The organism is Candidatus Symbiopectobacterium sp. 'North America' (genome assembly GCF_015762685.1).
Classification (GTDB): domain Bacteria; phylum Pseudomonadota; class Gammaproteobacteria; order Enterobacterales; family Enterobacteriaceae; genus Symbiopectobacterium.
The window spans coordinates 142520-168828 of record NZ_PEHF01000095.1 but is presented as its reverse complement, the minus strand read 5'-3'; the positions used below and the strand labels follow the sequence as shown (position 1 = coordinate 168828).

Here is a 26309-nt window from a genome sequence, read left to right as displayed (position 1 = left end):
ATGCACATGATGGAACTTGTCGCGTTTATACGCTTTATCATCGATTTTATTCTGCATATTGACGTTCACCTTGCGGAACTGGTTGCGCAATACGGTGTCTGGATTTATGCCATTCTGTTTTTAATCCTGTTTTGCGAAACAGGTCTGGTGGTGACGCCATTTCTGCCGGGGGATTCCCTGTTGTTTGTCGCTGGCGCGTTGGCGGCATTGCCCACTAACGATCTGGATGTGCACACCATGGTGGCGCTGATGGTCGCGGCGGCCATACTCGGTGATGCGGTCAATTACACCATTGGGCGTTTGTTCGGGGAAACGCTGTTCAGTAACCCCGATTCGAAAATTTTTCGCCGCAGTTATCTGGATAAAACGCATCAGTTTTATGCCCGTCACGGCGGTAAAACGATTATTCTGGCGCGCTTCGTACCGATTGTGAGAACATTCGCGCCGTTTGTCGCCGGTATGGGACATATGCGCTACCCCCATTTTGCTCTCTATAATGTGGTAGGGGCATTGCTGTGGGTATTACTGTTTACTTACGCAGGTTACCTGTTCGGCGACCTGCTGATTGTGCAAGAAAATTTTAAGTAATTGATTGTATTAATTATTTTTATCTCTATTTTGCCGGAGATCATTGAAATCTGGCGGCATAGACGAGCGGCGGCCCGGGCGAATAGCCCGTCGCGTTCACAAGAATAAACGCGGTAATCGCTCCGGTTTGACCAGTTTTCTATCCACAGTCCCGGAGTGTTATGGTTTAATGAGCGGCATTTATGGTCTGTCCCTGATGACGAGCTGCGTTATCAGCGCCTTGCAATACGGGTGTAAACACCGGTTCAGGTTGCGGTAAACGGGCGTAGTGACGGGACAGAGCGGACTGGCCACGGCCAGGTTCAAGCAGAAAGGTTATCAATGAGCTGGATTGAACGAATTCTTAACAAGAGCAACATTACACCGACCCGCAAGGCCAATATTCCTGAAGGGGTATGGACCAAATGTGACAGTTGTGGTCAGGTGCTTTACCGCGCTGAATTGGAGCGTAACCTTGAGGTGTGTCCCAAGTGTGACCACCACATGCGACTTTCCGCCCGTGCGCGCTTGAATGCGTTTCTGGATAAGGACAGCGTGGTTGAGCTGGGTAGTGAGCTGGAGCCCAAGGATGCGCTGAAGTTCAAAGATTCGAAGAAATACAAAGATCGTCTGGTTGCTGCACAAAAGCAGTCTGACGAAAAAGACGCGTTGGTGGTGATGAAAGGCACGCTGTACGGCATGCCGGTGGTTGCTGCGTCCTTTGAATTTGCCTTTATGGGCGGTTCCATGGCCTCTGTCGTCGGCGCGCGTTTTGTGCGTGCGGTTGAGCAGGCGTTGGAAGATGGTTGTCCGCTAGTGTGTTTCTCCGCCAGCGGCGGTGCGCGTATGCAGGAAGCGCTGATGTCGCTGATGCAAATGGCGAAAACCAGCGCAGCGTTGGCAAAAATGCGCGAGCGCGGTCTGCCCTACATTTCGGTGTTGACCGACCCGACCATGGGCGGTGTTTCCGCCAGTCTGGCGATGCTCGGCGATTTGAATATTGCTGAACCTAAAGCGCTGATCGGTTTTGCCGGTCCGCGCGTTATCGAACAGACGGTACGTGAAAAATTGCCGCCGGGTTTCCAACGCAGTGAATTCCTGCTGGAAAAAGGGGCGATTGACATGATCGTGCGCCGCCCGGAAATGCGCTTCAAGTTAGCCAGCATACTGTCTCGGCTGACCAACCACCCTGAGCCGGTGGACACCGCTGAGGTTCGTCCACCGGAAGTGACCACTGAACCGCAGGATGATGCGCAATAAGTGACACATGAACAGGGTGCGACAGGATTGTGCTTAGGCCGTTTTGTGCACCCTGTATCAATGAACCGTAAGCCAGTGAACGGGACTCATGGAAAATCTTCTCATTCCCCAAGCCACGTCGCCTTTGGCCGCGTGGCTTCATTATCTGGAGCACCTGCACGCCACTGCCATTGATATGGGATTGACGCGTGTTAAACAGGTTGCCGACCGTCTTCACCTGCTGCGTCCGGCCTCAACGGTGTTTACCGTCGCGGGTACCAACGGAAAAGGCACTACCTGTTGTACGCTGGAAGCCATTTTGATGGCGGCGGGTTTACGCGTCGGCGTTTACAGTTCACCCCACCTGCTGCGTTATACCGAGCGTGTGCGCATTCAGGGCCAGAAATTGACGGAAACCGCGCACATTCTGGCGTTTGCCGAGATCGAAGCAGGGCGTGGCGATGTCTCATTGACCTATTTCGAGTTTGGCACCCTTGCGGCACTGCACCTGTTCAGGCAGGTAAATCTGGATGTGGTGATTCTGGAAGTCGGGTTGGGTGGGCGTCTGGATGCCACCAATATCGTGGATGCCGACGTGGCGGTGGTGACCAGTATTGCGCTCGATCATACTGACTGGTTAGGGCATGACCGCGAAAGTATTGGTCGCGAAAAGGCCGGTATCTTCCGCCGCAATACTCCCGCCGTGGTGGGTGAGCCGGATATGCCTGCTTCTATTGCGGCTGTGGCTGAAGAGAAAGGGGCATTGTTGTTCAAGCGCGATCGCGATTGGCACTTTGCGCTTGAAGGCGAAGGCTGGTATTGGCAATCGACCGATGGCGAGCGCATGACGCTGCCGTTGCCGAACGTGCCATTGCCCAACGCTGCTACGGCGCTGGCGGCGCTGTGCCAGGGGCCGATTAACGTCCCTCTGGCTGATATTGAACAGGGGCTGCGCTGCGCTGCGTTACCGGGCCGGTTTCAAACGGTGAGCGAACAGCCGAAACTGATTCTGGATGTCGCGCACAATCCCCATGCGGCGGCCTATTTGGCTGGGCGATTGGCGCAGTTGCCAAAAACGGGCAAAATACGTGTGGTGATTGGTATGCTGGCCGATAAAGATATTCCCGGTACCTTAGCACACCTCAAACCCGTGGTGGATGAATGGTATTGCGCCCCGCTGGAGGGACCACGCGGTGCCAGTGCTGAATTGATAGCGGCACATCTGGATCGCTGCCGGTCGTCTGGTGATGTCGCGACCGCCTGGCATCAGGCGATGCAAGACGCAGATACGCAGGATACCGTCGTAGTGTGCGGATCTTTTCATACGGTAGCGCATGTGATGGAAGCGCAGGAGAAGAGGGGGTCGAATGGCAAGTAAGTTTCAAAACCGTCTGGTCGGCACCATTATTCTGGTGGCGTTGGGCGTTATTGTGCTGCCAGCGCTGCTGGATGGCAAAAAGAAACATTACGAAGATGAGTTTGCCGCGATCCCTCTGGTGCCAAAGCCGGGCGACAGCACGGAGGCCAAATCGCTGCCTTCACTGAACCAGTCGTTGCCCAGTCAGCCGCCGGAAGGGGCACAGCAGGCGATGCAAGGGCAACCGGCCCAAGGCGGTGTGACCGCGCCTGAGGATGACGGTGCCATGCAGGCACCGCCGAGCAGTACGCCACCGCCTCCTGCCGCACCGATAGAAATTGCCCCGCCCGCCGTGGCGGCGCGCCCGGTAACCCCTAAAGTGGACGTGAAGCCGGAAACCAAGCCCAAGGTGAAGCCAGAAATTAAACTGGAAGTGAAACCTGAGCCGAAACCGGAAAGCAAGCCGGCAACGCCTACACCGCCGCCCGCAGCGCAACCGGAAGTGAAGCCGGAAGCCGCGCCCGCAGGACAAGCATACGTGGTGCAACTGGGCGCACTGAAAAATGCGGATAAGGTGAATGAAATTGTTGCCAAGCTGCGCCTGTCGGGATACCGCGCTTACACGGTGCCGTCGACACCCGTCGCCGGGGAGATAACCCGAATTTACGTCGGGCCGGATGCGTCAAAACAGAAATTGCAGTCTGCCCTCGGCGAACTGCAACAGCTGAGTGGGCTGAGCGGGCAGGTCAGGAACTACAGCGCACGTTAAGATTGCCAGAGGGCTAATTCCGCTGAGGTTGTTGGCAAAACCGACTAAAACGGTCATCCCCGCCTACCACGTCATTCCCACGTAGGCGGGAATCTCTTGCAGAAGAAATGCGTTCGTTCTTGCAGAGATCCCCGGCTTTCGCCGAGGATGACGAGGAAGAAAAGTGACTTTGCCATACGCTGCCAGCAAATTCACCTATCGGTGAAATCGTTGGGAAATAGGCTACGCAAACGTTTTTTTTCTGTTAGAATCCGCCGCGAACAGTATGATGAGCGGCGCTACGCTCTCTTGAACTGGCGGTAATGACTGCTAGTGCTAGAAAGATTATGTTGGCATCGTTCGTAAGTGAGAGAATTAATGGTTTGGGTTGATTACGTCATCATTGGCATTATTGGTTTCTCTGCGCTGGTCAGTTTGATCCGCGGCTTTGTTCGTGAGGCGCTTTCGCTGATCACCTGGGGCAGTGCATTATTTGTCGCCAGCCATTATTACCCATACCTGTCGGTCTATTTCACGCGTTTTGAAGACGAGCTGGTGCGCAACGGGGTTGCCATCGCCATTCTGTTTATTGCGACATTGATTGTGGGAGCGATCGTCAACTATGTGATTGGTTCACTGGTTGAACGAACCGGGCTTTCAGGCACCGACAGAGTACTGGGCATTTGCTTTGGTGCGCTGCGCGGTGTGTTGATTGTCTCTGCATTGTTGTTCTTTTTGGATACCTTTACCGGTTTTTCACAAAGCGACGACTGGAAACGGTCTCAGCTCATCCCGCAGTTTAGCTATATCATCAGGTGGTTTTTCGACTACCTGCAAAGCACGTCAAGTTTCTTGCCGCAGCACATAGAGCTGCGATAGCGCTGATGAGGAAAAGACAACATGTGCGGTATTGTCGGTATCGCCGGTTTTACACCGGTAAACCAGTCGATTTATGACGCGTTAACAGTGTTACAGCACCGTGGACAAGATGCCGCAGGCATCGTCACCATCGATCCCATGAACTGCTTCCGCCTGCGTAAGGCGAACGGCCTGGTGAAGGACGTATTTGAGGCGCGTCACATGCAGCGCCTGCAAGGCAATATGGGCGTGGGGCATGTGCGTTATCCTACCGCGGGCAGCTCCAGCGCATCGGAGGCCCAGCCGTTTTATGTCAATTCCCCGTTTGGCATCACGCTGGCGCACAACGGTAACCTGACCAACGCTCATGAACTGCACAAACAGCTGTTTGAGCAAGGGCGTCGCCACGTTAACACAACCTCTGATTCAGAGATCCTACTCAATATCTTTGCCTGCGAGTTGGATCGTTTCCAACACTACCCGCTGGATGCCGACAACGTGTTTGCTGCCGTTGCCGCCACCCATAAAATGATTCGCGGTGCCTATGCGTGCGTTGGGATGATCATCGGGCACGGTTTGTTCGCTTTCCGCGATCCAAACGGTATCCGTCCGTTGGTGATCGGCAAGCGCGAACTGGCCGATGGCCGCATCGAGTATATGGTGGCCTCGGAAAGCGTGGCGCTCGATACCCTTGGCTTTGAGTTCTTGCGTGACGTAGCGCCGGGAGAGGCGGTTTACATCACTGAGAAAGGGCAACTGTTTACCCGTCAGTGCGCCGAGAACCCGAAAAGCAATCCATGCCTGTTCGAGTATGTCTATTTTGCTCGCCCGGACTCTTTTATCGACAAAATTTCGGTCTACAGCGCCCGCGTGCGCATGGGCCAAAAGTTGGGCGAGAAGATTGCCCGCGTGTGGGAAGATCTGGATATCGATGTGGTCATTCCTATCCCGGAAACCTCCTGCGATATCGCCTTGGAGATTGCACGCATTATCGATAAACCGTACCGCCAGGGCTTTGTGAAAAACCGCTACGTTGGCCGTACCTTTATCATGCCGGGTCAGGAACAGCGTAAAAACTCGGTGCGCCGCAAACTGAACGCCAACCGCGCCGAGTTCCGTGACAAAAACGTGCTGCTGGTGGATGACTCCATCGTGCGCGGCACGACCTCGGAGCAAATTGTCGAGATGGCGCGTGAAGCCGGTGCACGTCGCGTTTATCTGGCCTCTGCCGCGCCGGAAATTCGTTTCCCTAACGTGTACGGCATTGATATGCCGAGCGCCAATGAGCTGATTGCCCATGGTCGCGAAGTAGAAGAGATTCGCCAGATTATTGGTGCCGACGCCCTGATTTTCCAGGATCTCGACGATCTGATCGCCGTCGCGCGGGAAGAAAACCCGGATATCGTGCAGTTTGAATGCTCGGTATTTAACGGTATCTACGTGACAAAAGATGTCGATCAGGGGTATCTCGACTATCTGGAAGGGTTGCGTAATGACGATGCCAAAGCGTTGCGTGGTCAGAACGAGGTCGAAGATCTGGAACTGCATAACGAAGGCTGATGTCATTCCCGCTTGCGCGGCAATGACTGACTTGTGAGCAACATCAAAGGGAGGTGCGTAAGCGCCTCCCTTTGTTGCTTATTGAGCGGGGATAAGGCAAAGTCTGCCCGTTATCCTTTTTGTACAGCAGCATTTCGAGGTTTGGCATGAAACGACTCATCATTGGACTCTCCGGTGCCAGCGGCGCGATTTATGGCGTGCGCCTGTTGCAGATGTTACAGCCGTTGGCCGACGTGGAAACCCATCTGATCATGAGCCCGGCCGCCCGACAAACGCTGACGCTGGAGACTGATTTCAGTGTGCGCGATGTGCAGGCATTGGCGGACGTGGTGCATGACAGTCGTGACATCGCGGCCTCGCTGTCATCCGGTTCGTTTCGTACCGCGGGAATGGTGATTTTCCCCTGTTCCATCAAAACCCTTTCGGGGATTGTACACAGCTACAGCGATAACTTATTGATTCGTGCCGCAGACGTGATATTAAAAGAGCGTCGCCCGTTGGTCTTGTGCGTGCGTGAAACCCCATTGCACCTCGGGCATCTGCGTCTGATGACGGCAGCCGCAGAAATGGGGGCCGTGATCATGCCGCCCGTTCCCGCGTTTTATCACCGTCCGCAAACCTTGCAAGACGTGGTGGATCAAACGGTCAACCGCGTGCTCGATCAGTTTGATATTGCGTTGCCTGAAGCGCTGTTCACTCGCTGGCAGGGTAGTTAACGCCGCCCAATCTCTCAGGGGGATGCAAAACACACCAATCAGGTGCAATTCTGCTCATCTTTTCTCTCGCCTTCTTGCCTGTCTGCGCAAGGTTTGCACTACTCTTAAGCTATGATGCGTTGTTATGGTGCAAATGTTGGTTGATTTGCACCAAAATGTTGCCGGGAAAGCGCGCCGTCTCTTTCCTGATCAACACACGCATCATCACCCTCATCAGGGTGTCCCTATCACTACGCGCCTGCGGCAGATTTCGGATTTATCCGTATTCTGTAGCGATTATGGCGCGGATTTTGCAGGGGTTCTGCTGATGAGACTGGCGGCGCTGGCATCCCTTTCGCGCAAGAGCGTGCAGGCGTCTGACCGCCCCTTTACGCTTAGTGATATTCATTCTTTTTGATCATCATTCCATCAAGATAAGGGTTGCGAAATGAAAAAATTATTCAGAATTCTGCCGTTAGCCTTAGTTATTGCTGCGGGAAGCGCGCTGGCCGATGTTCCTAAGAATCTCAAAATCGGCACCGACCCGAAGTATGCACCCTTTGAGTCCAAGAATGCTAGCAGTGAACTGGTAGGGTTTGATATTGATTTGGCTAAAGAGCTGTGCAAGCGCATCAAGGCTGAATGTACTTTTGTGGAAAGTGATTTCGACGCGCTGATCCCTTCACTGAAAGCGAAAAAGATTGATGCCATCATCTCCTCACTCTCCATCACTGAAAAGCGCCAGCAGGAAATTGCTTTCACGGAAAAACTCTACGCTGCCAACGCGCGTCTGATTGAGAAGAAAGGGGCGAACATTCAACCGACGCTGGAATCGCTGCGCGGTAAACGTGTCGGCGTGTTGCAGGCCTCTACTCAGGAAGCCAATGCCAACTGGCAGCCGAAAGGCATTGATGTGGTGGCTTACCAAAACCAGGATTTGATCTACGCCGACTTGACCGCAGGCCGTATCGATGCCGCGTTCCAGGATGAAGTGGCGGGCAGCGAAGGCTTCCTGAAATTACCGGCGGGTAAAGACTACGTCTTCGCGGGTCCGGCAGTTAAGGATGACAAATTCTTTGGCGTCGGTACCGGCATGGGGCTGCGCAAAGACGGCACCTACGACACTTTCGCAAAGAAATACTTCGATTTTGACGTATACGGCGGCTAATGGCGTGTTGCTGGGATCTGCCTGCGTCATGCAGGCAGAGTGTGCCTTTTTAGACGGAAACACGCGATGCTCTACGGCTATACCGACCTGATTCTTGACGGGGCGCGCATGACGCTGCAATTAGCGGTGTGCTCGTTGCTGTTGGTCATTGGTCATTGGTCATTGGTCATTGGTCTGATTGGCGCAGGGACCAAGCTCTCTGCCAATCGCCTGCTGTCCGGTTTTTTCTCCGCGTACACCACCCTGATCCGTGGCGTGCCGGATCTGGTGTTAATGTTATTGATTTTTTATGGCCTGCAAATTGCGCTCAACAGCGTGACGGAAACGCTCAGTGTCGCGCAAATCGATATCGATCCGCTCTCAGTGGGGATCATCACGCTCGGGTTTATCTACGGCACCTATTTCACTGAAACCTTTCGCGGTGCCTATCTGGCTGTGCCGCTAGGGCAGATTGAAGCGGCCGTGGCCTATGGTTTTACGCCACTGAAGGTCTTTCGTCGCATCATGTTTCCTTCCATGATGCGCTTTGCCTTGCCCGGTATCGGCAATAACTGGCAGGTGATCCTCAAGGCAACGGCGCTGGTGTCGTTGTTGGGGCTGAATGACATTGTCAAAGTGACCCAGTTGGCGGGCAAGGGGGCGCATAAACCGTTTTATTTCGCCATTGTTGCCGGGGTGATGTATCTGATTTTTACTACAGTCTCCAACGGGGTACTGTGGTGGCTGGAACGCCATTACTCGCAGGGCGTGAAGAAGGTGAATTATGAGTGAGATCCTGCAACAGTACTGGCAACCTTTACTATGGAGTGATGGGTATCGTCTCACCGGTTTGGCGATGACGCTATGGCTGCTGATTTCGTCGGTGGTGATGGGCGGCCTGCTGGCGATCCCGCTGGCCATTGCCCGCGTTTCTCCACGGCGACGTTTCAGTTTTCCGGTGTGGGTATTTACCTATATGTTTCGCGGCACGCAGCTTTACGTGCAGTTGCTGGTATTTTACTCCGGTGTTTACAGCCTGGAGATCGTGCGCGGTACCGACATGCTGAATGCGTTTTTCCGCAGCGGGCTGAACTGTGCGGTGCTGGCACTGGCGTTGAACACCTGCGTCTATACCACAGAAATTTTGCTGGTGCGATCCGTTCGGTACCTCATGGCGAAATTGAAGCTGCCAGAGCCTACGGTTTTTCCCGGTTTAAACAGTATCGCTGCATTATTTTGCCCGGTGCGTTACGTATTGCACTGCCCGCGTACAGCAACGAGGTGATTTTGATGCTTCACTCCACGGCGCTGGCGTTTACCGTAACGGTGCCGGATATCTTGAAAATTGCCCGAGATATTAACACTTCCACTTATCAGCCGTTTTATGCCTTTGGCATTGCTCCGGTGATCTATCTGGTAATCTCTTTTGTGCTGATCGGCCTGTTTAAACACGCGGAACGGCGCTGGCTGCGGCATATTATACCCGTTCATCTCATTAACATCAGGAAAAAACAGCATGTCAGATCATAAACTGATGGTGACGGAACTGCATAAGCATTACGGGGAACACGACGTACTGAAGGGCGTTTCTCTTCAGGCGAAAGCGAGCGATGTCATTTCGATTATCGGGTCGTCAGGGTCAGGAAAAAGTACGCTGCTGCGCTGCATCAACTTTCTGGAAAAACCGTGCGAGGGGGCGATATTCGTCAACGATGAAGAGATTCGCATGGTGCGTGACACTGACGGACAACTGAAAGTCTTTGATAAGAAAAAACTGCAACTGCTACGCACGCGGTTGACCATGGTCTTTCAGCATTTCAACCTGTGGAGCTTTATGACCGCACTGGAAAATGTCATGGAAGCGCCAGTGCAGGTACTGGGATTGAGCAAAGCGGAAGCCCGCGAGCGTGCGGTGCGTTATCTGGATAACGTGGGGATTACCGGCGAGGCGCAGAACAAATACCCGTCCAATCTCTCCGGTGGGCAGCAGCAGGGTGTCTCCATTGCCCGTGCGCTGGCGATGGAGACACCCTGCTGTTTGACGAACCCACGTCAGCGCTGGACCCTGAACTGGTGGGGGAAGTGCTGCGTATCATGCAGCAACTGGCGGAAGAGGGCAAAACCATGGTGGTCGTCACCCATGAGATGGAGTTTGCTCGTCACGTATCAAGCCATGTGATCTTTTTGCATCAGGGCGTGATTGAAGAAGAAAGCCCGCCAGATCGCGTATTTGGCAACCCGACGAGTCCCCATTTGCAGCAGTTTCTCTCCGGTGCATTGAAATAGCCGATACCGTTGTCAGCAGGGCGTATTTTGCGCTGTTCAACGATACGCCCTGCGGCTATTTCTTTCCGGTGACGTCTTTGAGCGCGTCTTCCAGTTCGTAATAGCGAAAGCCGAATCCAGCGGCCTCCAGCCGATGTGGAATGGCGCGCTGTCCACCCAACACCAGCGTGGCGGCTTCTCCCATCAGCAGTTTGAGTACAAATGCGGGCACGCGCATAAAACATGGGCGATCCAGCACGTGGGCCAACATGGCGTAGAATTGCTCATTGCGCACAGGATAGGGCGCGGTCATGTTAAAGGGCCCGCGTAGAATCGGGTTATCCAATAAGTAAAGAATGGCATTGACCATATCGTCGATATGAATCCACGGCATGTACTGTTTGCCCGAACCTAAGGGGCCACCCAGCCCGACGCGGAAGGGGGGCAGCATTTTTGCTAATGCACCGCCGTTAGCAGCCAGTACGATGCCCGTGCGCAGCAGGCAGACGCGTGTGCGATCGCTCTCCGCACTCAGCGCCAATTCCTCCCAGCGCGCGCAGAGTTGATGAGTAAATTCGGGCGTCGGTGATTCATCTTCGGTGACTAATGCCGCCCCTTGATTGCCGTAATAACCAACCGCAGAACCGGAAATGAATACCGCTGGCAGCGAGGCGCTGGCTTTAATCAACGTAGCTAACTGCTCGGTAAGCTGCCAGCGACTCTCGCTCAGTTTCTGCTTTTGTTGTGGCGTCCAGCGTTTATCCGCAATCGGTTCTCCGGCCAGATTGATGACGGCGTCGATGTCATCCAGTGAGGTGCGATTTTGCAGCGTTGACCAATACTCTACGCGCTCGCCGAGTACCTGACGCGCGTGCGCTGTATCGCGAGTGAGTACCGTGACATGGTGAGATAAAGACAGTAATCGAGCAACCAGGTGACGGCCAATCAGGCCGGTGCCGCCCGTAATCAGTAGTTGCATCGTTGCCTCACTTATTTCCTATCGGTTCTGATGGCGCTTTAAGGATGTAACCCAGGACGTGTCCGTATTTTTATCATGAATGATAATAATAATGAGTGATTCTGCGCGAGATATCGTGACGTTCAGGTAAAAAATCGCTGCATTTCAGTACGCCACGCTGCCCTTGAGATTGGCAAAACCTGCTGCATTATGGGGCGAACTGCTGCAAAACAGCGCAGGCTAAATGGCGGCGATTGTTGACTTACCTGCGCAATGTCAAGTTGTGTAAGGCCTTTTCGTTTTTGGTATGTGCTTTGCACTGTAACTCCCATAGGTTATTTCTACGGGATAAACAACATGCAAACCAACAGTGCACAACCAGGATTAAAAAGGATGCTCGGCAGCTTCCATTTATGGGGCATTGCTGTCGGGTTGGTGATTTCCGGTGAGTATTTTGGCTGGAGCTACGGCTGGGCGCAGGCAGGCACGCTGGGCTTTTTGATCACCTCATTGGCGATTGCGGCCATGTATTGCGCCTTTATCTTCAGTTTCACGGAACTGACTACCTCCATTCCCCACGCCGGTGGGCCTTTTGCCTATGCCTACCGCGCTTTTGGCCCAACCGGGGGCTTTATTGCCGGTTTTGCCACGCTGATTGAATTTGTATTTGCACCGCCGGCCATTTCCATGGCGATTGGTGCTTATCTCAATGTGCAGTTCCCGGCTTTGGACCCCAAATGGGTAGCGGTCAGCGCCTATCTGATCTTTATGGGGTTGAATATTCTTGGAGTTGGCATTGCTGCCACCTTTGAACTGTTAGTCACCTTACTGGCGATTTTCGAACTGCTGGTGTTTATGGGCGTGGTGGCCCCTGGATTCGAATGGGCAAACTTTGCTCGTGGCGGTTGGGCGGGGATGGACAGTTTCAGCCCGGTTGCCTTATCCGGTATTTTTGCCGCCATTCCCTTTGCTATCTGGTTCTTTTTCGCCATTGAGGGGGCGGCGATGGCCGCTGAAGAAGCGAAAGATCCTAAACGCACCATTCCTCGCGCCTTTGTCGGTGGCATACTGACCTTAAGCCTGCTGGCAATGGGGGTGATGCTGTTTGCCGGCGGGGTGGGTGATTGGACGCAGCTTTCTAATATCAATCACCCGCTGTCTCAGGCAATGAAAATGATTGTCGGCAGCAACAGCGGTTGGCTGCACATGTTGGTGTGGCTCGGGTTGTTTGGCCTGGTTGCCTCATTCCATGGCATCATCATGGGCTATTCGCGTCAGATCTTTGCCCTGGGACGCGCGGGGTATCTCCCCGCTTCGCTGGCGCGAGTCCATCCGCGTTTCCGTACGCCGCACCGCGCCATTCTGGCGGGTGGTGTCGTCAGAATTGCCGCCATCTTCTCCGATTCGTTCGTCACCATCGGCAGGCTGCCGCTGACGGCAAATATCGTTACCATGTCGGTATTCGGTGCGATAGTCATGTACATTACGTCGATTGCCGCCTTGTTTAAACTGCGTCGCGGTGAACCGGCGCTCAGTCGTCCGTTCCGTGCGCCCTGGTATCCCTTTGCCCCGGCATTTGCGCTGGTGATGGCGGTGATTTGTCTGGTTGCCATGGTGTATTACAACACGTTACTGGCGCTGATTTTTACTGCCATGATGTTGCTGGGATACGGTTGGTTTCGAGCAACCCGCAGTGCGCGTGAGTTCGAAGTATTCGATCCCCAATTGACGGCATCCAAATAGCAGGCAAGGAGGGGTATGTATCATACGACACTGGGGCACCAGCGTTACACCTTTGATTCTCTGCGTACGCTACTGGCCAAAGCGTCACCGGCGCGTTCCGGTGACTATTTGGCGGGCGTGGCGGCCCTGAGCGCTGAAGAGCGTATGGCGGCGCGTATGACGCTAGCTGCAGTGCCATTAAAGACCTTTTTGCAGGACCTCTTGATTCCCTATGAGCAGGATGAGGTCACGCGACTTATTGTTGATAGCCACGATAAGCAGGTGTTTGAACCCATTTCACATTTGACCGTGGAGGATTTTCGCAACTGGCTATTGAGCGACACCACCAGTAGCGAACTGTTGACGCGCGTTGCACCGGGTATCACGCCGGAAATGGCGGCAGCGGTGAGTAAGCTGATGCGCAATCAGGATTTGATCCTGACAGCAAAAAATGTCGTGTCGTCACGCGTTTTCGCAACACGATTGGCTTGCCGGGGCATCTCAGCGTGCGCTTGCAGCCGAACCACCCTACCGATGATTTGAAAGGCATTGCCGCCAGCATGCTTGATGGCTTGCTGTATGGCAGTGGCGATGCGGTGATTGGTATTAACCCAGCCAGTGACAGCCTGCCGCTGCTGGAACAGCTGAATTACATGCTTGATGATGTCATTCATCGCTTTGAGATCCCTACGCAGTCCTGCGTGCTGACGGATGTCACCAACACGTTGAAGCTGATTGAGCGGGGGACACCGGTGGATTTGGTGTTTCAGTCGATCGCCGGTACTGAAGCCACCAATGCCAGCTTTGGCTTCAATCTGGCGACACTGGAAGAGGCGCATCAGGCGGCATTGAGCTTACAGCGCGGCACGTTGGGTAACGACGTGATGTATTTTGAAACCGGGCAGGGTAGTTGCCTTTCTGCCAATGCTCATCACGGCGTCGATCAGCAAACCTGCGAGGCGCGCCCCTATGCGGTGGCGCGGCGTTTCTCTCCGCTACTGGTAAACACGGTCGTGGGCTTTATCGGGCCTGAATACCTGTATGACGGTAAGCAAAGATTGGAAGATCACTTCTGCGGCAAACTGCTGGGTGTCCCGTTGGGCTGTGACGTGTGCTACACCAACCACGCTGAAGCGGATCAGGACGATATGGATACGTTGCGGACGCTGTTGGCCACCGCCGGATTGACCTATCTGATGGGTATTCCGGGCGCGGATGATATCATGCTTAACTATCAGAGCACCTCGTTTCATGATGCGCTGTATGTGCGCGAGCTGCTGGGATTGAAACACGCGCCGGAGTTTGGTGAGTTGCTGGCGCGCATGAAGATTCTCGATACCCAGGGGCGACTGTGTGATGCCAGCCGTCAGCATCCGTTGCTGCAACATCAACCGTATTTGGAGGGGCGCGTATGAAGGACCTCGTTCACGCCAACCCGAGGGAAATGCTGCGAGAATACACCGCAGCGCGCATTGCCTTGGGGCGTACCGGCGCAAGCCTGCCAACCGAAGAATTGCTGAAATTCGGCCTGGCACATGCGCAGGCGCGGGATGCGGTGCATTAGGCGTTTGACAGTGAACCCCTTGCAGAGGCGTTAGCGGCGCAAGGGCTGAAAACCTTTACCGTGCACAGCGCTGCAACGTCGCGTGAGCAGTATCTTTGTCGACCTGATTTGGGACGGCGTTTGTCGGAGGCCAGCCGTGAGGCGCTGATGGCGCTGCATCAACCGTCAGCCGATTTGCTGATCGTGGTGGCTGATGGTCTCTCGTCCAAGGCGGTGCCGCTCATTACTCAGGCGCGTCCTTATCTGGAGCAACTCGGTTTGTCGCTGGCACCGGTGGTGCTGGCGCATCAGTCGCGCGTGGCGCTGGGCGATGACATTGGCGAGTGTCTGCGGGCCAAAGCGGTGGCGATCCTGATCGGCTAGCGCCCTGGTTTGTCATCACCGGACAGTTTGAGTATTTATTTAACCTGGGGGCCTCACACGCGTCGTTTGGAATCGGAGCGTAATTGCATTTCCAATATTCGCCCGGAAGGGCTGGATTATCCACAGGCCGCGTTTAAATGGGCCTGGTTGCTGGAGCAAGCGTTTCAACGCCGGCTGTCGGGGGTCGCGCTGAAAGATGAGAGCGATAACCCGGCGATGCACGGCAAGATTCACCCACCTGCCGCAGGGCATTTAACAACACAATGATGGTGACTCGCCTTCCATTGCGCGCTGCATCGTGCAAAAGGGGCGAGATTGTTCAATTTGCTTTTATCCGCGTGTCTCTGACACGGATTCTGCAACTCAGGATCGTACTGAACAGGGAGTGTTCAGTACGTTTTTTTATACGGTGCTTATCGTTGGTTTAGCGGCGGCCTTTATCCTATATCCCTCCGAGCACTGATGTGTGTAATCGTGCGACACCCATCTGCCAAATGAAAAAAGGACAAGAGTTGAGTACGGTAATTTTGTTACACTTTGCCGTATTGCGACGTATTTTTTCGGGGATCACGATGAAGTTGATGTTTGCCTCAGATATTCACGGCTCGCTAACAGCGACGGAGCGGGTACTCGATATTTTTACCCGCAGCGGCGCCGAGTGGCTGATGCTTTTGGGGGATTTCCTCAATCACGGCCCGCGCAATCCGCTGCCGGAGGCTTATCAGCCTGCCGAGGTGGCGAGCCGATTGAATGCGTTTGCCCGTCAAATTGTGGCGGTGCGTGGTAACTGTGGCAGCGAAGTGGATCAGATGCTGCTCGACTTTCCGATCACGGCACCGTGGCAGCAGGTGCTGTTGCCGCAGCAGCGTCTTTTCCTGAAGCATGGTCATCTCTACCATCCTCAGCATCTTCCGCCGTTGCAGGCAGGCGATGTGCTGGTGTATGGGCACACCCACCTTCCTGTGGCTGAGCGTCAGGGGGAGGTCTACTGCTTTAATCCTGGCTCCGTCAGCTTGCCAAAAGGGGGCAATGTGCCCAGCTATGGCATGCTGTCACAAGGGGAGCTTCAAGTTTTACCGTTAATGGGTGGCGAGCCTATTGCACAGGTGATTATTAGTCACTAAGTTATCAACGATCTTGCACGACTAACGCTTAGTACGTTTAAAACAGACGCGCGTCGCAACGCGCCAATACTGAAGGGTTCAGAGGATGGTGGAGCAAAGTCAAGCGGCAGGGACCGAGTGGGTGGATATTGTTGACGAGAACAATGACGTTATCGCCCAGGCCAGCCGCCAGCAAATGCGCGCTCAACGTTTACGTCACCGCGCCACCTATATCGTTGTTCATGACGGCATGGGAAAAATACTGGTTCAACGCCGTACCGAGACAAAAGATTTCTACCCCGGTTGGTTGGATGCGACAGCCGGGGGCGTAGTGCAAACCGGCGAGCACATGCTCGAGTCCGCCCGTCGTGAAGCGGAGGAGGAACTGGGCATTGCCGGTGTGCCTTTCGCCGATCATGGCCTGTTCTATTTTGACGGTGACAATTGTCGTGTGTGGGGGGCGTTATTCAGTTGCGTTACCCACGGCCCGTTTGCCTTGCAGGAAGAGGAAGTGGCTGAGGTGTGCTGGATGACACCGCAGGAGGTCACGGCGCGCTGCGATGAGTTCACGCCGGATTCGCTCAAAGCCCTATCGCTGTGGATGAGCCGTTACAACGAGCAAAGCTACGGCAAACCCATTACGCGTGAGCCAGTGAAAACCGATGACGAGGTTGCCGCATCGGACGACGCTGAAGAGTAATCGGCTTACGCTGTGCTGCGGGCTGTCAATGGTGGCCCGCAGCGCAGACCATTATGCGGTAACGACAGCCTGTCGTGAGCCAGGACACACCAGTTGACGGCTCTTGATGTGGTACATCTCCAGATCCTCACGCAGGAAGAATGCCATCTCCCACGGATTTTTGTGAATGAACGCCTCGCGTACCTGTTCGAACAGCGGATTGTGTGGCGGGATCAGATAGGCATCGCCCTCAATCAAGGTGTAGTTCCACTCAATAGCGCGTTCAAAGGTGTAGTGTGAGCGCTCATCCATAGCAAAGAAACAGTGTGGGTTGCGTTTGAGCTGCCGGGATTTGAATGTCTCAGGGAAAGTGATAAGAAACACATCATTGTTCACCGAAGAGAGAAACGCCAGAATCGTGGTATGGGGCTGTTCTTGCGCTATGGTGACCAGCACGCCTACCTTGTTGGTGAAATCATGGTGTTCCGTCTCTGGCAGAGCATTCAGAGCCGTAAACGGCACCGCGCGTTCTTCGCGCGTATCCTGAGGATAGTCATAGTCCGGTGCGCGGATATCCAGTACGCAGCTAAGTCCATACATCACCTGGCACTCACGCGACTCCAGCAGCACCCAATCTTCATCCACCTCCACCACGCGCCCTTTGTAAGAGGCGCGATAAACGGAAATGTTGGCATCAAACTGATCCACCCCGGTGCGGTTATCAAGATGCAGCGTGGCGAAATCACCGACGGCCAGCGCGTGGCCCTTGGGGAAGAAAACCCGCAGTGCATTGTTGGTGCGCGGGTAGACGCCGCAAATGTGCATCACCACCTTTCCCTGCTGGTAGCAGGCTAAAACCCCGAGAGTCTGCTTGCCGAGATAGTGAACCAGACTCATGCTGTGTGTCCTTGCGTGTTGTTTTAATCGGTAGCTGTGTTTTGGCAAATAAGGATGTTTTTTAACAATTTACTATGACACAAAAGCAAAAGGACGCGAAAGCGCGGCCTTTGGATAATTCAGAAACCCTGGATTACTGCTGGGTAGCCTGAATAGCGGTCAGGGCCACGGTATAAACGATATCGTCTACCAGTGCGCCACGGGACAGATCGTTCACTGGCTTGCGCATGCCTTGCAGCATCGGCCCGATAGAGATCAGGTCAGCAGAACGTTGTACCGCTTTGTACGTGGTGTTACCGGTGTTCAGATCCGGGAAGATGAACACGGTAGCCTGGCCAGCAACCGGTGAATTCGGCGCTTTGGATTTCGCTACGTCGGCCATTACTGCGGCGTCGTATTGCAGCGGACCATCGATCACCAGGTCCGGGCGTTTTTCCTGTGCCAAACGGGTTGCTTCACGCACTTTTTCCACGTCGCTGCCCGCACCAGAGTTACCGGTGGAGTAGGAGATCATGGCAACGCGCGGATCGATACCAAATGCGGCGGCGGAATCGGCGGACTGAATCGCAATTTCGGCCAGTTGCTCTGCGGTCGGATCCGGGTTGATAGCGCAGTCACCGTAGACAAACACTTGTTCCGGCAGCAGCATAAAGAACACGGAAGAAACCAGTGAACTGCCCGGAGAGGTTTTGATCAACTGCAACGGCGGACGGATGGTGTTAGCGGTAGTGTGAACGGCACCGGAAACCAGACCGTCAACTTCGCCTTGTTCCAACATCAGGGTGCCCAGCACCACGTTGTCTTCCAGTTGCTCACGCGCAACCACTTCGGTCATGCCTTTGCTCTTACGTAGCTCAACCAGACGCGGGACATAGCGTTCGCGAGCGGCATTCGGATCGACAATTTCGATGCCTTTGCCCAGTTCAACACCCTGTGCAGCAGCAACGCGTTGGATCTCTTCCGGGTTACCCAGCAGCACGCAGTGCGCAATACCACGTTCGGCACAGATAGAGGCGGCCTTCACGGTACGCGGTTCGTCGCCTTCCGGCAGCACAACGCGCTTGCCCGCTTGGCGTGCCAGTTCGGTCAACTGATAGCGGAATGCCGGCGGAGACAGACGGCGAGAACGCTCGGATGCGGCGCTCAGGGATTCAATCCACTGGCTGTCAATGTGGCGAGCCACGTAGTCTTGGACTTTCTCAACGCGTTCGCTGTCGTCAGCCGGTACTTCCAGGCTGAAGCTTTGCAGGCTGAGCGAGGTCTGCCAGGTGTTGGTGTTCACCATAAATACCGGCAGGCCAGTCTGGAAGGCGCGTTCGCACAGTTTGGCGATGCTGGCATCGATTTCATAACCGCCGGTCAGCAGCACGGCACCGATTTCAACTCCGTTCATGGCAGCCAGGCACGCGGAGACCAGTACGTCAGGACGATCCGCAGAGGTCACCAGCAGGGAACCCGGACGGAAATGTTCCAGCATGTGTGGAATGCTGCGCGCACAGAAGGTCACGGTTTTCACACGACGGGTCTGAATTTCGCCTTCGTTGATGATGCGGGCATTCAGGTGTTTTGCCATGTCGATAGCGCGGGTGGCGATCAGATCGAAGCTCCACGGCACGCAGCCCAGTACCGGCAGCGGGCTGTTGGCAAACAGTTGTTTCGGATCGACGTTCGGCACGTCTGCTTTGCTGGAATCATCGAAGATTTCAGACAAATCAGGACGGGTACGACCTTGCTCATCCACCGGGGCATTCAGTTTATTGATGATAACGCCGGTGATGTTTTTGTTCTTGCTGCCGCCAAAGCTGCTGCATGCCAGCTCGATACGCTCTTTCAACTGGTCCGGAGAGTTGTTGCCCAGTGCGATAACGAACACAATTTCAGCGTTCAGGGTTTTGGCGATTTCATAGTTCAGCGCGTTGGCAAACTGATGTTTGCGCGTTGGAACCAGACCTTCTACTAACACCACTTCTGCATCTTTGGTGTTTTCGTGGTAGTTGGCGATGATCTCTTCCATCAGCACATCTTGCTGGTTGGAACTGAGCAGCGCTTCAACGTGGCTCATTTTCAACGGCTCAGCCGCAGTGATGGCTGAGTTGGCGCGGATGATAGAGGTGGTTTGATCCGGCGTATTGTCGCCAGAACGCGGCTGCGCGATCGGTTTGAACACGCTCAGGCGCACGCCTTTTTGTTCCATGGAGCGAATGACACCCAGGCTGACGCTTGTCAGACCAACGCTGGTGCCAGTGGGGATCAACATGATTGTACGGGACACGGCTAAACCTCTTTACAGTTGCTCGCTGAGTCAAAAACAGCTTGGTCAGAAACGACACCGTCAGCCTTGGCTGACGGTGTCGGATTACTTGTCTTACGCGGTGAGACGCAGGGCGTCTTGCGCGATAACCAACTCTTCGTTGGTCGGGATCACAAGTGCAGGGCGGCAGCCCTCTTTGCTGATGTTGCCGCCGTTGCCGAAGCGAGCAGCCAGGTTGCGTTCGTGGTCGACTTCAAAGCCCAGCAGGCCCAGTTTGCTCAACGTCAGTTCACGCACTATAGCCGCATTTTCACCGATACCACCAGTGAAGATAACAGCGTCCAGACGGCCTTCTATCAGCGCACTGTAGGCACCGATGTATTTGGCCAGACGGTGGCAATACACGTTCATGGCACGTTTGGCATCCGCTTTGGTGGTGTAGTTGTCTTCAACATAGCGGCAGTCGCTGGTGACTTCGGTCAGGCCCAGCAGGCCAGATTCTTTGGTCAGCAGTTTGTTGATCGCCTCAACGCTCATGCCCAGAGAATCGTGCAGGTGGAAAATGATCGCCGGGTCGATGTCACCGCTACGGGTACCCATGACCAAACCTTCCAACGGGGTCAGACCCATGGAGGTATCAACACACTTACCGTTACGCACTGCGGTTACGGAACCGCCGTTGCCCAGGTGGCAAGTAATCAGGTTAACTTCATCAACCGTCTTGTTCAGCGCTTCTGCGGCCTGTTGGGTCACAAAGAAGTGGCTGGTGCCGTGCGCGCCATAGCGGCGAATGTGATGCTCGGAGTACAGTTTGTACGGCAGGGCATACAGGTAGGATTCTTCCGGCATGGTCTGGTGGAATGCGGTGTCGAATACGGCAACGTTTTTGTCTACCAGCGCGGGGAACGATTTCAGCGCTTCGTTGATACCGATCAGGTGAGCCGGGTTGTGCAGCGGCGCGAACGGCACGGAATCTTTGATGCCTTGCAGCACATCGTCGTTGATCACGGCAGACTGGGTGAATTTCTCGCCGCCGTGTACAATACGGTGACCGATAGCAACCAGTTGCGCGGAGAGTTCCGGTTTCTGTGCCAGAATGGTGTTAACGATGAAGTTCAACGCTTCGCTATGTGCAGCGCCTGCGCCCAGCGCAGCTTCCCGCTTGGCACCATCCATTTTCCACTTGAGACGGGCTTCAGGAAGGTGGAAACACTCGGCCAGACCTGACAGGTACTCTTCCCCGTTAACAGCATCGATGATAGCGAACTTCAGGGATGAACTACCGCAGTTAAGAACCAGTACTAACTTACTCGACATGGAAGTACCTACTTGTTATACATGGTGAACAAATGTCAAACAGCGCGTAGCGTAGCCTAAACAGCAGCTGACATTTATGACTAACGTCATGGCACGGTGTGATTTCCCTGACATGACCATGAAAAAGCGCCGATATGGCCTATCCGCATCGCATACTGGATGCACGGCGTGCGAAGATGACATATCGGCCCTGAAAAGCATGTGGCGAAAAATAAGGCGATAAATGTCGCGCCCGCACCAATGGTCCCCTGTTTTTTGCCTATGCTGTAGTTAATACAGTTGAAAACGGCATTCATCATCAAGCACGATGGTGAAAGGATCGTTATTCTGGCATGCAGCATGACCACGTTGGTTTAGTGACATGAGTACTTTAGTATAGATGGCGACCTACGCCGAGGTAGGATACCGATAGCGTCAGGCAAATACAAAATATATTTTAAATTTATCAAATAAAGTTGCTAGCTTGTTTTAGAATTTTATTTTTTATCTGTTATTTTGATAATGCAATTGAAAATGGTAATAACTGAAACGGTAACAAAGGAGTCGCCATGAAATCTCAACCAACTGATAAACGCGGGGGATAGCGTGTACTCCATTACGGGCAGCATTATATGAAAACCTGGCCGCTGGATAAACGTCTGGCGCCTGTTTTCCCTGAAAACCGCGTAGTGCGCGCTACGCAGTTCAGTATTCGTTTTATGCCGCCGCTGGCCGTGTTCACCTTAACCTGGCAGATTGCGCTGGATGGCCAACTGGGGCCAGCCGTTGCGACCGCACTGTTTGCCTGTAGTCTGCCCTTACAGGGGCTGTTGTGGCTAGGCCGCCGCTCGGTATCGCCGTTACCCCACACGCTTTCCGAATGGTTTCACGATCTTCGCCTTAAACTGCAAGAGGCAGGGATGGCGCTAGCTCCGATTGAAGGTAAACCCACTTACCAGATGCTGGCCGACGTGCTGAAACGTGCCTTTAACTTTAAACAGCTGGACAAAACCTTTTTGGATGATCTGTGACCCTTTTCACCCTTTGCGTGTGAATAGCATTACTTTGTCCTTCCCCTCTGTTTTAAATCAAAAAACCGGAGGCTAGCGCTATCTTCCTACTTTGGGGTATGCGATTCTGGTATCAGGTTAAACGAGTCAGCGGCGTCAGGCCGGTACTATAGAGGTTCAGGAGAGCACGATGGAAATGACGAATGCCCAGAGATTGATCCTTTCGAATCAATACAAAATGATGACGATGATGGATCCGGACAATGCAGAACGCTATCGTCGGCTGCAAACCATCGTCGAGCGCGGCTATGGGCTGCAAATGCGTGAGTTGGATCGAGAATTTGGCGAACTCAGTGAAGACGTGTGCCGCACCATCATCAATATTATGGAAATGCACCACGCCTTGCAGGTTTCCTAGGATAACCTGAAAGAGCGCAAGGATCTGGATCAGCGTCGCCTTGCCTTTTTGGGCTTTGATGCCGCGACCGAAGCGCGCTATCTCGGCTTTGTTCGTTTCATGGTGCATGTTGAAGGGCGCTACCCGCATTTCGATTCCGGTACTCACGGCTTCAACGCACAGACTAAAATGTGGGAAAAATACAACCGCATGCTGCCAGTGTGGGTGTCCTGTCCGCGTCAGTATCATTTAAGCGCCGTAGAGATTGCGCAAATCATCAATGCCTGAACCGGTGAAATAAAACAAAGAGGTGGTTGTGGAGTGTAAAGGTTTCCTGTTTGATTTGGATGGTACGCTGGTGGATTCACTACTAGCCGTGGAGCGTGCCTGGGTTAATTGGGCGGTAGCCCATGATATCGAACCCCAGGAGGTGCTTGATTTTATCCATGGCAAACAGGCGATCACCTCGCTGCGCCACTTTTTGCAGGGTAAAAGCGAAGCGGAGATCCAGCGTGAGTTTGATGAGCTGGAGCGCACCGAAGCGTCTGACACGCAGGGCGTGCAGGCGATGCCGGGCGCAAGCCAACTCCTTGAACGTCTCAACGCGCTCGGCATTCCCTGGGCTATCGTGACATCAGGCACCGTACCTATCGCCCATGCGCGCCATCGTGCCGGGCAATTGCCGCAGCCTCAGGTGTTTATCACCGCCGAACAGGTGGCTCGCGGTAAGTCGCAGCCGGATGCTTATCTGCTGGGTGCTGCAAGCCTGGGTCTGGAACCGCATGAGTGCGTGGTGGTAATGGTCGCAACAACCTCGGGGTAATCAGCCTCAACCTGCCGCGCATCGCGCTGGAAGCGGAACATAACGAAGAGCGTTTCTGGAACCTGCTGGATAATCGTCTACAACTGGCGAAAAAAGCGTTGATGACGCACATCGCACGTTTGGAAAACGTCAAAGCCCGTGTCGCTCCAATCCTGTATATGGAAGGTGCCTGTGGTGTACGCCTGAAAGCGGACGACAACGTCGCTGAGATCTTCAAAAACGGTCGGGCATCGATCTCATTGGGCTATATTGGGGTTCATGAGACCATTAACGCGCTGTTTGGCAACCAGACACACGTGTTCAACAATGAGCAACTGCGTGAAAAGGCGGTCGCCATCGTCGCACGCCTGAAAGCCGCGACCGATCAGTGGAAAGAAGAAACCGGCTACGGTTTCAGCCTTTACAGTACGCCGAGTGAAAACCTGTGTAACCGCTTTTGCCGTATCGACACCGCTGAATTCGGCGTGATACCAGGCGTGACCGATAAGGGTTACTACACCAACAGCTTCCACCTGGACGTGGAGAAGAAGGTGAATCCTTACAAGAAAATCGACTTTGAACTGCTCTACCCACCGCTGGCAAACGGAGGCTTCATTTGCTACGGCGAATATCCGAACCTGCAACATAACCTTAAAGCGCTGGAAGACGTTTGGGATTACAGCTATAGCCGTGTGCCCTACTACGGCACCAATACGCCGATCGATGAGTGCTATGAGTGTGGTTTCACCGGTGAGTTTGAGTGCACCAGCAAAGGCTTCACCTGCCCGAAATGTGGCAATCACGACTCCGCACGCGTATCTGTGACGCGTCGGGTATGTGGCTATCTGGGCAGCCCGGATGCACGTCCGTTTAACGCTGGGAAGCAGGAAGAGGTCAAACGCCGGATCAAGCACCTCGGCAATGGTCAACTGGGCTAAACAGCCCGCGTCGAGCCTGATGGTCGCAAGGATGCGGCCAGCTTTACACGCTTACCGGCGTCAACGGACGCCGGACACCTTTACTCAGAAAACCATTATTTATCAGACCATTATCTAGCAAACAATGCCATACCATGAATTATCACCAGTACTACCCGGTTGACGTGGTCAACGGGCCCGGCACGCGCTGTACGCTGTTTGTTTCCGGTTGCGTGCATCAATGCCCAGGTTGCTACAATAAAAGCACTTGGCGGCTCAATTCCGGCCAGCCTTTTACTCAGGCGCTGGAAGACCAGATCATTGCCGATTTGCAGGATACGCAGATTTCGCGCCAAGGCTTGACGCTCTCCGGTGGCGATCCGCTCCATCCGCAAAACGTACCGGATGTGCTGCGTTTGGTGGAGCGCATTCATGCCGAATGCCCCGGAAAAGACATCTGGATGTGGACAGGCTACCTGCTCGCTGAGCTTACGCCCGCACAACAACAGTTTGTGGCGCTTATCAACGTACTGGTAGACGGTAAATTTGTACAGGATCTCAAAGATCCTGCGTTAATCTGGCGCGGCAGCAGCAATCAGGTTATCCATCGTTTGCGATGACAGTCGCAGACTTAACCGTGTAGCTCCGGCGCAAGCGGCGGACTGCCCCAGGCGCGTAGTTCCTCAGCTTCGAGCACCGTCACACTGGCTTTTGGTTCGGGTGAAAAGGCGTGATTCATCAGTGCACGGGCCACGGCTTTTCCTTCAATCGCTCGCCATTTAGCAGGCAGCCACTTGAGCAGCGGTGCGGAAAAGTGCTCCAGCGGCCGTCGCGTTGTCCGTTCGCCCAACAGCAGTGAAGGGCGTACCAGTGTCAAATGTCGCCAGCCCTGCTGACGCAACGCAGCTTCCATCTCACCTTTGATGCGTGAATAGAAAAACGGTGACGTAGCACTGGCACTCATCGCACTCACCGTGAGCAGGTGTGTAGCGCCCAGCGCCTTGGCCCGCGCGGCACTGTCGACCACCAGCGTATAATCCACAAAGCGAAACGCCGGCTTACTGCCCGCCAGCTTGCGCGTGGTCCCCAGGCAGCAAAACACAATATCGACCGGCTCATACAATTGCGCCAGCGCAACGCGAACATCCTCATGACAAGGATTGACCAGTTTATCCTGAGCGGGCAGCGGCCTGCGCGTGGGCGCATAGATAACCTCTACCCGGCTATTGGCTTGCAGCAGCTTCAGCAATTCCTGCCCAATCAATCCTGTCGCGCCTAGCAGCAATACTCGACTCATGGCTCCTCCTGTTGCCAGATGCATTCAGTTATCCGTCGTTTTCCTCATCGCGGTACCAGTGGCGTTTGGTGCCAAAACCCAGCGTATTGTCCGACATCTTCAGGGTATCGATCCGCAAGCGCCAAACGGGTGAGGTCGCCCCCCGGGCGATAGGAAAACGCTGCGTGTAGCGCTCGCAGGCCGAAACGGTCTCTTCACCCTGTAGCAGTAATGCCTGACCGCTGAACTGCACGCCTTTGATCAACATGACGGTTTTAGGTTGCCCGGCAATCGTCCCGGCAACCGCCGGGTAACGCAGCATCATTTCACCATGGCGCGTCGAGGTTTCTGTCATGATGTAGAAAGCGACCTCATTTTCGTCATAAGTATAGAAGCAGCTCGCACACCATAATTCCGAATTTCCCCCTACGCATAGCGTCAACACATGCAGCTTTTTCATATAGCGGGAAATAATAGACAGCTCATTTCCTTTGCTCATCAGGCCTCTCCTGGTGCTATGACACGCATGACACACCCGCGCGCGTTAAAACAAAAATCAGAATATTACGCATTACCGATTCCACCGCTATATACCCTGTGCTATGCGTGATTGCACGGTAAAACCTTATCCTAGTTCG

Annotated in this window: 19 protein-coding genes and 9 pseudogenes; 22 read left to right on the top strand and 6 right to left on the bottom strand. The window is 54.2% G+C overall.

Features of this window, described 5'->3' with window-relative positions:
- The first annotated feature begins 9 nt into the window (after positions 1-9).
- The 12 genes and pseudogenes from CS369_RS20705 to hisP all read left to right on the top strand — a co-directional run bounded on the left by CS369_RS20705 (position 10) and on the right by hisP (position 10457).
- Positions 10-696, top strand: a pseudogene (locus CS369_RS20705) (DedA family protein).
- A gap of 213 nt (positions 697-909) precedes the next feature.
- Positions 910-1827 (top strand): acetyl-CoA carboxylase, carboxyltransferase subunit beta, encoded by a 918-nt coding sequence (accD, locus tag CS369_RS20700; protein WP_196908520.1) that lies wholly within the window; start codon positions 910-912, stop codon positions 1825-1827.
- Between the two features lie 88 nt (positions 1828-1915).
- A complete protein-coding gene (folC, locus tag CS369_RS20695; RefSeq protein ID WP_196908519.1) occupies positions 1916-3184 on the top strand; it encodes a bifunctional tetrahydrofolate synthase/dihydrofolate synthase in 1269 nt (422 codons plus the stop codon).
- Entirely contained in the window at positions 3174-3932 is a 759-nt protein-coding gene (dedD, locus tag CS369_RS20690) for a cell division protein DedD (protein WP_196908518.1), read from the top strand. The genes folC and dedD overlap by 11 nt, the downstream gene beginning before the upstream one ends.
- 357 nt (positions 3933-4289) lie before the next feature.
- Positions 4290-4790: a colicin V production protein gene (cvpA, locus tag CS369_RS20685; protein ID WP_196908517.1), complete on the top strand. Its 501-nt coding sequence runs from the start codon at positions 4290-4292 to the stop codon at positions 4788-4790.
- A gap of 21 nt (positions 4791-4811) precedes the next feature.
- On the top strand, positions 4812-6329 hold the full coding sequence (gene purF, locus CS369_RS20680) for an amidophosphoribosyltransferase (protein WP_196908516.1): 1518 nt from the start codon (positions 4812-4814) through the stop codon (positions 6327-6329).
- Positions 6330-6475: 146 nt separating this feature from the next.
- A complete protein-coding gene (locus tag CS369_RS20675; protein WP_196908515.1) occupies positions 6476-7045 on the top strand; it encodes a UbiX family flavin prenyltransferase in 570 nt (189 codons plus the stop codon).
- Positions 7046-7169: 124 nt separating this feature from the next.
- Positions 7170-7442: a hypothetical protein gene (locus CS369_RS20670; protein ID WP_196908514.1), complete on the top strand. Its 273-nt coding sequence runs from the start codon at positions 7170-7172 to the stop codon at positions 7440-7442.
- A 30-nt stretch (positions 7443-7472) separates the two neighbouring features.
- Positions 7473-8192, top strand: a complete 720-nt coding sequence (locus CS369_RS20665) for a transporter substrate-binding domain-containing protein (protein ID WP_196908513.1) — start codon at positions 7473-7475, stop codon at positions 8190-8192.
- Positions 8193-8258: 66 nt separating this feature from the next.
- On the top strand, positions 8259-8963 hold the full coding sequence (locus tag CS369_RS20660; RefSeq protein ID WP_196908512.1) for a histidine ABC transporter permease HisQ: 705 nt from the start codon (positions 8259-8261) through the stop codon (positions 8961-8963).
- Positions 8956-9701 (top strand): annotated as a pseudogene (locus CS369_RS20655) (ABC transporter permease). The gene CS369_RS20660 and the pseudogene CS369_RS20655 overlap by 8 nt, the downstream one beginning before the upstream one ends.
- Positions 9688-10457 (top strand): annotated as a pseudogene (hisP, locus tag CS369_RS20650) (histidine ABC transporter ATP-binding protein HisP). The pseudogenes CS369_RS20655 and hisP overlap by 14 nt, the downstream one beginning before the upstream one ends.
- Positions 10458-10512: 55 nt before the next feature.
- Here hisP and CS369_RS20645 read toward each other — a convergent pair.
- Positions 10513-11415 carry a TIGR01777 family oxidoreductase gene (locus tag CS369_RS20645; protein ID WP_196908511.1) on the bottom strand — a complete coding sequence of 301 codons (903 nt, stop codon included), beginning with the start codon at positions 11413-11415 and terminating at the stop codon, positions 10513-10515.
- 336 nt (positions 11416-11751) lie between these two features.
- Between CS369_RS20645 and eat the strand changes: the two genes are divergently transcribed.
- The 5 genes and pseudogenes from eat to yfcD all read left to right on the top strand — a co-directional run bounded on the left by eat (position 11752) and on the right by yfcD (position 16846).
- A complete protein-coding gene (eat, locus tag CS369_RS20640; protein WP_196908510.1) occupies positions 11752-13137 on the top strand; it encodes an ethanolamine permease in 1386 nt (461 codons plus the stop codon).
- Positions 13138-13152: 15 nt separating this feature from the next.
- Positions 13153-14531 (top strand): annotated as a pseudogene (locus CS369_RS20635) (ethanolamine ammonia-lyase subunit EutB).
- Positions 14528-15310, top strand: a pseudogene (gene eutC, locus CS369_RS20630) (ethanolamine ammonia-lyase subunit EutC). The pseudogenes CS369_RS20635 and eutC overlap by 4 nt, the downstream one beginning before the upstream one ends.
- 305 nt (positions 15311-15615) lie before the next feature.
- The gene (gene yfcE, locus CS369_RS20625) at positions 15616-16167 is read left to right on the top strand and encodes a phosphodiesterase (RefSeq protein WP_196908551.1); all 552 of its coding nucleotides are present in this window, start codon (positions 15616-15618) and stop codon (positions 16165-16167) included.
- 85 nt (positions 16168-16252) lie between these two features.
- On the top strand, positions 16253-16846 hold the full coding sequence (yfcD, locus tag CS369_RS20620; RefSeq protein ID WP_196908509.1) for an NUDIX hydrolase YfcD: 594 nt from the start codon (positions 16253-16255) through the stop codon (positions 16844-16846).
- A 51-nt stretch (positions 16847-16897) separates the two neighbouring features.
- On the opposite strand, the gene CS369_RS20615 is transcribed toward yfcD, so the two are convergent.
- The 3 genes from CS369_RS20615 to ackA all read right to left on the bottom strand — a co-directional run bounded on the left by CS369_RS20615 (position 16898) and on the right by ackA (position 21290).
- Positions 16898-17722 carry a hypothetical protein gene (locus tag CS369_RS20615; RefSeq protein ID WP_196908508.1) on the bottom strand — a complete coding sequence of 275 codons (825 nt, stop codon included), beginning with the start codon at positions 17720-17722 and terminating at the stop codon, positions 16898-16900.
- 133 nt (positions 17723-17855) lie between these two features.
- Entirely contained in the window at positions 17856-19994 is a 2139-nt protein-coding gene (gene pta, locus CS369_RS20610; protein ID WP_196908507.1) for a phosphate acetyltransferase, read from the bottom strand.
- Positions 19995-20087: 93 nt separating this feature from the next.
- Complete coding sequence (gene ackA, locus CS369_RS20605) at positions 20088-21290, bottom strand: acetate kinase (RefSeq protein ID WP_196908506.1); 1203 nt, start codon at positions 21288-21290, stop codon at positions 20088-20090.
- Between the two features lie 584 nt (positions 21291-21874).
- Here ackA and yfbV point away from each other — a divergent pair.
- The 5 genes and pseudogenes from yfbV to nrdG all read left to right on the top strand — a co-directional run.
- Positions 21875-22300 (top strand): annotated as a pseudogene (gene yfbV, locus CS369_RS20600) (terminus macrodomain insulation protein YfbV); the annotation flags it as partial.
- 169 nt (positions 22301-22469) lie between these two features.
- Positions 22470-22964: pseudogene (locus CS369_RS20595) on the top strand (YfbU family protein).
- A 28-nt stretch (positions 22965-22992) separates the two neighbouring features.
- Positions 22993-23475, top strand: a pseudogene (locus CS369_RS20590) (sugar phosphatase); the annotation flags it as partial.
- A pseudogene (gene nrdD / locus CS369_RS20585) lies at positions 23475-24416 on the top strand (anaerobic ribonucleoside-triphosphate reductase); the annotation flags it as partial. The pseudogenes CS369_RS20590 and nrdD, both read left to right, overlap by 1 nt.
- Before the next feature lie 134 nt (positions 24417-24550).
- Positions 24551-25015 (top strand): anaerobic ribonucleoside-triphosphate reductase-activating protein, encoded by a 465-nt coding sequence (gene nrdG / locus CS369_RS20580; RefSeq protein WP_196908503.1) that lies wholly within the window; start codon positions 24551-24553, stop codon positions 25013-25015.
- 11 nt (positions 25016-25026) lie between these two features.
- Here nrdG and CS369_RS20575 read toward each other — a convergent pair whose 3' ends face one another.
- Together CS369_RS20575 and CS369_RS20570 are read right to left on the bottom strand one after the other, a co-directional pair.
- A complete protein-coding gene (locus tag CS369_RS20575) occupies positions 25027-25692 on the bottom strand; it encodes an NAD(P)H-binding protein (RefSeq protein ID WP_196908502.1) in 666 nt (221 codons plus the stop codon).
- Positions 25693-25720: 28 nt separating this feature from the next.
- Complete coding sequence (locus CS369_RS20570; RefSeq protein ID WP_196908501.1) at positions 25721-26170, bottom strand: YhbP family protein; 450 nt, start codon at positions 26168-26170, stop codon at positions 25721-25723.
- Positions 26171-26309 lie beyond the last annotated feature (139 nt).

What these genes read in the sequence shown, in the direction of transcription:
- ackA (WP_196908506.1), bottom strand. Translation starts at nt 21,290, where the DNA reads ATGTCGAGTAAGTTAGTACTGGTTCTTAACTGCGGTAGTTCATCCCTG.
- CS369_RS20670 (WP_196908514.1), top strand. Translation starts at nt 7,170, where the DNA reads ATGGTGCAAATGTTGGTTGATTTGCACCAAAATGTTGCCGGGAAAGCG.
- CS369_RS20675 (WP_196908515.1), top strand. Translation starts at nt 6,476, where the DNA reads ATGAAACGACTCATCATTGGACTCTCCGGTGCCAGCGGCGCGATTTAT.
- CS369_RS20665 (WP_196908513.1), top strand. Translation starts at nt 7,473, where the DNA reads ATGAAAAAATTATTCAGAATTCTGCCGTTAGCCTTAGTTATTGCTGCG.
- nrdG (WP_196908503.1), top strand. Translation starts at nt 24,551, where the DNA reads ATGAATTATCACCAGTACTACCCGGTTGACGTGGTCAACGGGCCCGGC.
- purF (WP_196908516.1), top strand. Translation starts at nt 4,812, where the DNA reads ATGTGCGGTATTGTCGGTATCGCCGGTTTTACACCGGTAAACCAGTCG.
- CS369_RS20570 (WP_196908501.1), bottom strand. Translation starts at nt 26,170, where the DNA reads ATGAGCAAAGGAAATGAGCTGTCTATTATTTCCCGCTATATGAAAAAG.
- yfcE (WP_196908551.1), top strand. Translation starts at nt 15,616, where the DNA reads ATGAAGTTGATGTTTGCCTCAGATATTCACGGCTCGCTAACAGCGACG.
- CS369_RS20615 (WP_196908508.1), bottom strand. Translation starts at nt 17,722, where the DNA reads ATGAGTCTGGTTCACTATCTCGGCAAGCAGACTCTCGGGGTTTTAGCC.
- dedD (WP_196908518.1), top strand. Translation starts at nt 3,174, where the DNA reads ATGGCAAGTAAGTTTCAAAACCGTCTGGTCGGCACCATTATTCTGGTG.
- eat (WP_196908510.1), top strand. Translation starts at nt 11,752, where the DNA reads ATGCAAACCAACAGTGCACAACCAGGATTAAAAAGGATGCTCGGCAGC.
- cvpA (WP_196908517.1), top strand. Translation starts at nt 4,290, where the DNA reads ATGGTTTGGGTTGATTACGTCATCATTGGCATTATTGGTTTCTCTGCG.
- folC (WP_196908519.1), top strand. Translation starts at nt 1,916, where the DNA reads ATGGAAAATCTTCTCATTCCCCAAGCCACGTCGCCTTTGGCCGCGTGG.
- accD (WP_196908520.1), top strand. Translation starts at nt 910, where the DNA reads ATGAGCTGGATTGAACGAATTCTTAACAAGAGCAACATTACACCGACC.
- CS369_RS20660 (WP_196908512.1), top strand. Translation starts at nt 8,259, where the DNA reads ATGCTCTACGGCTATACCGACCTGATTCTTGACGGGGCGCGCATGACG.
- CS369_RS20575 (WP_196908502.1), bottom strand. Translation starts at nt 25,692, where the DNA reads ATGAGTCGAGTATTGCTGCTAGGCGCGACAGGATTGATTGGGCAGGAA.
- CS369_RS20645 (WP_196908511.1), bottom strand. Translation starts at nt 11,415, where the DNA reads ATGCAACTACTGATTACGGGCGGCACCGGCCTGATTGGCCGTCACCTG.
- yfcD (WP_196908509.1), top strand. Translation starts at nt 16,253, where the DNA reads ATGGTGGAGCAAAGTCAAGCGGCAGGGACCGAGTGGGTGGATATTGTT.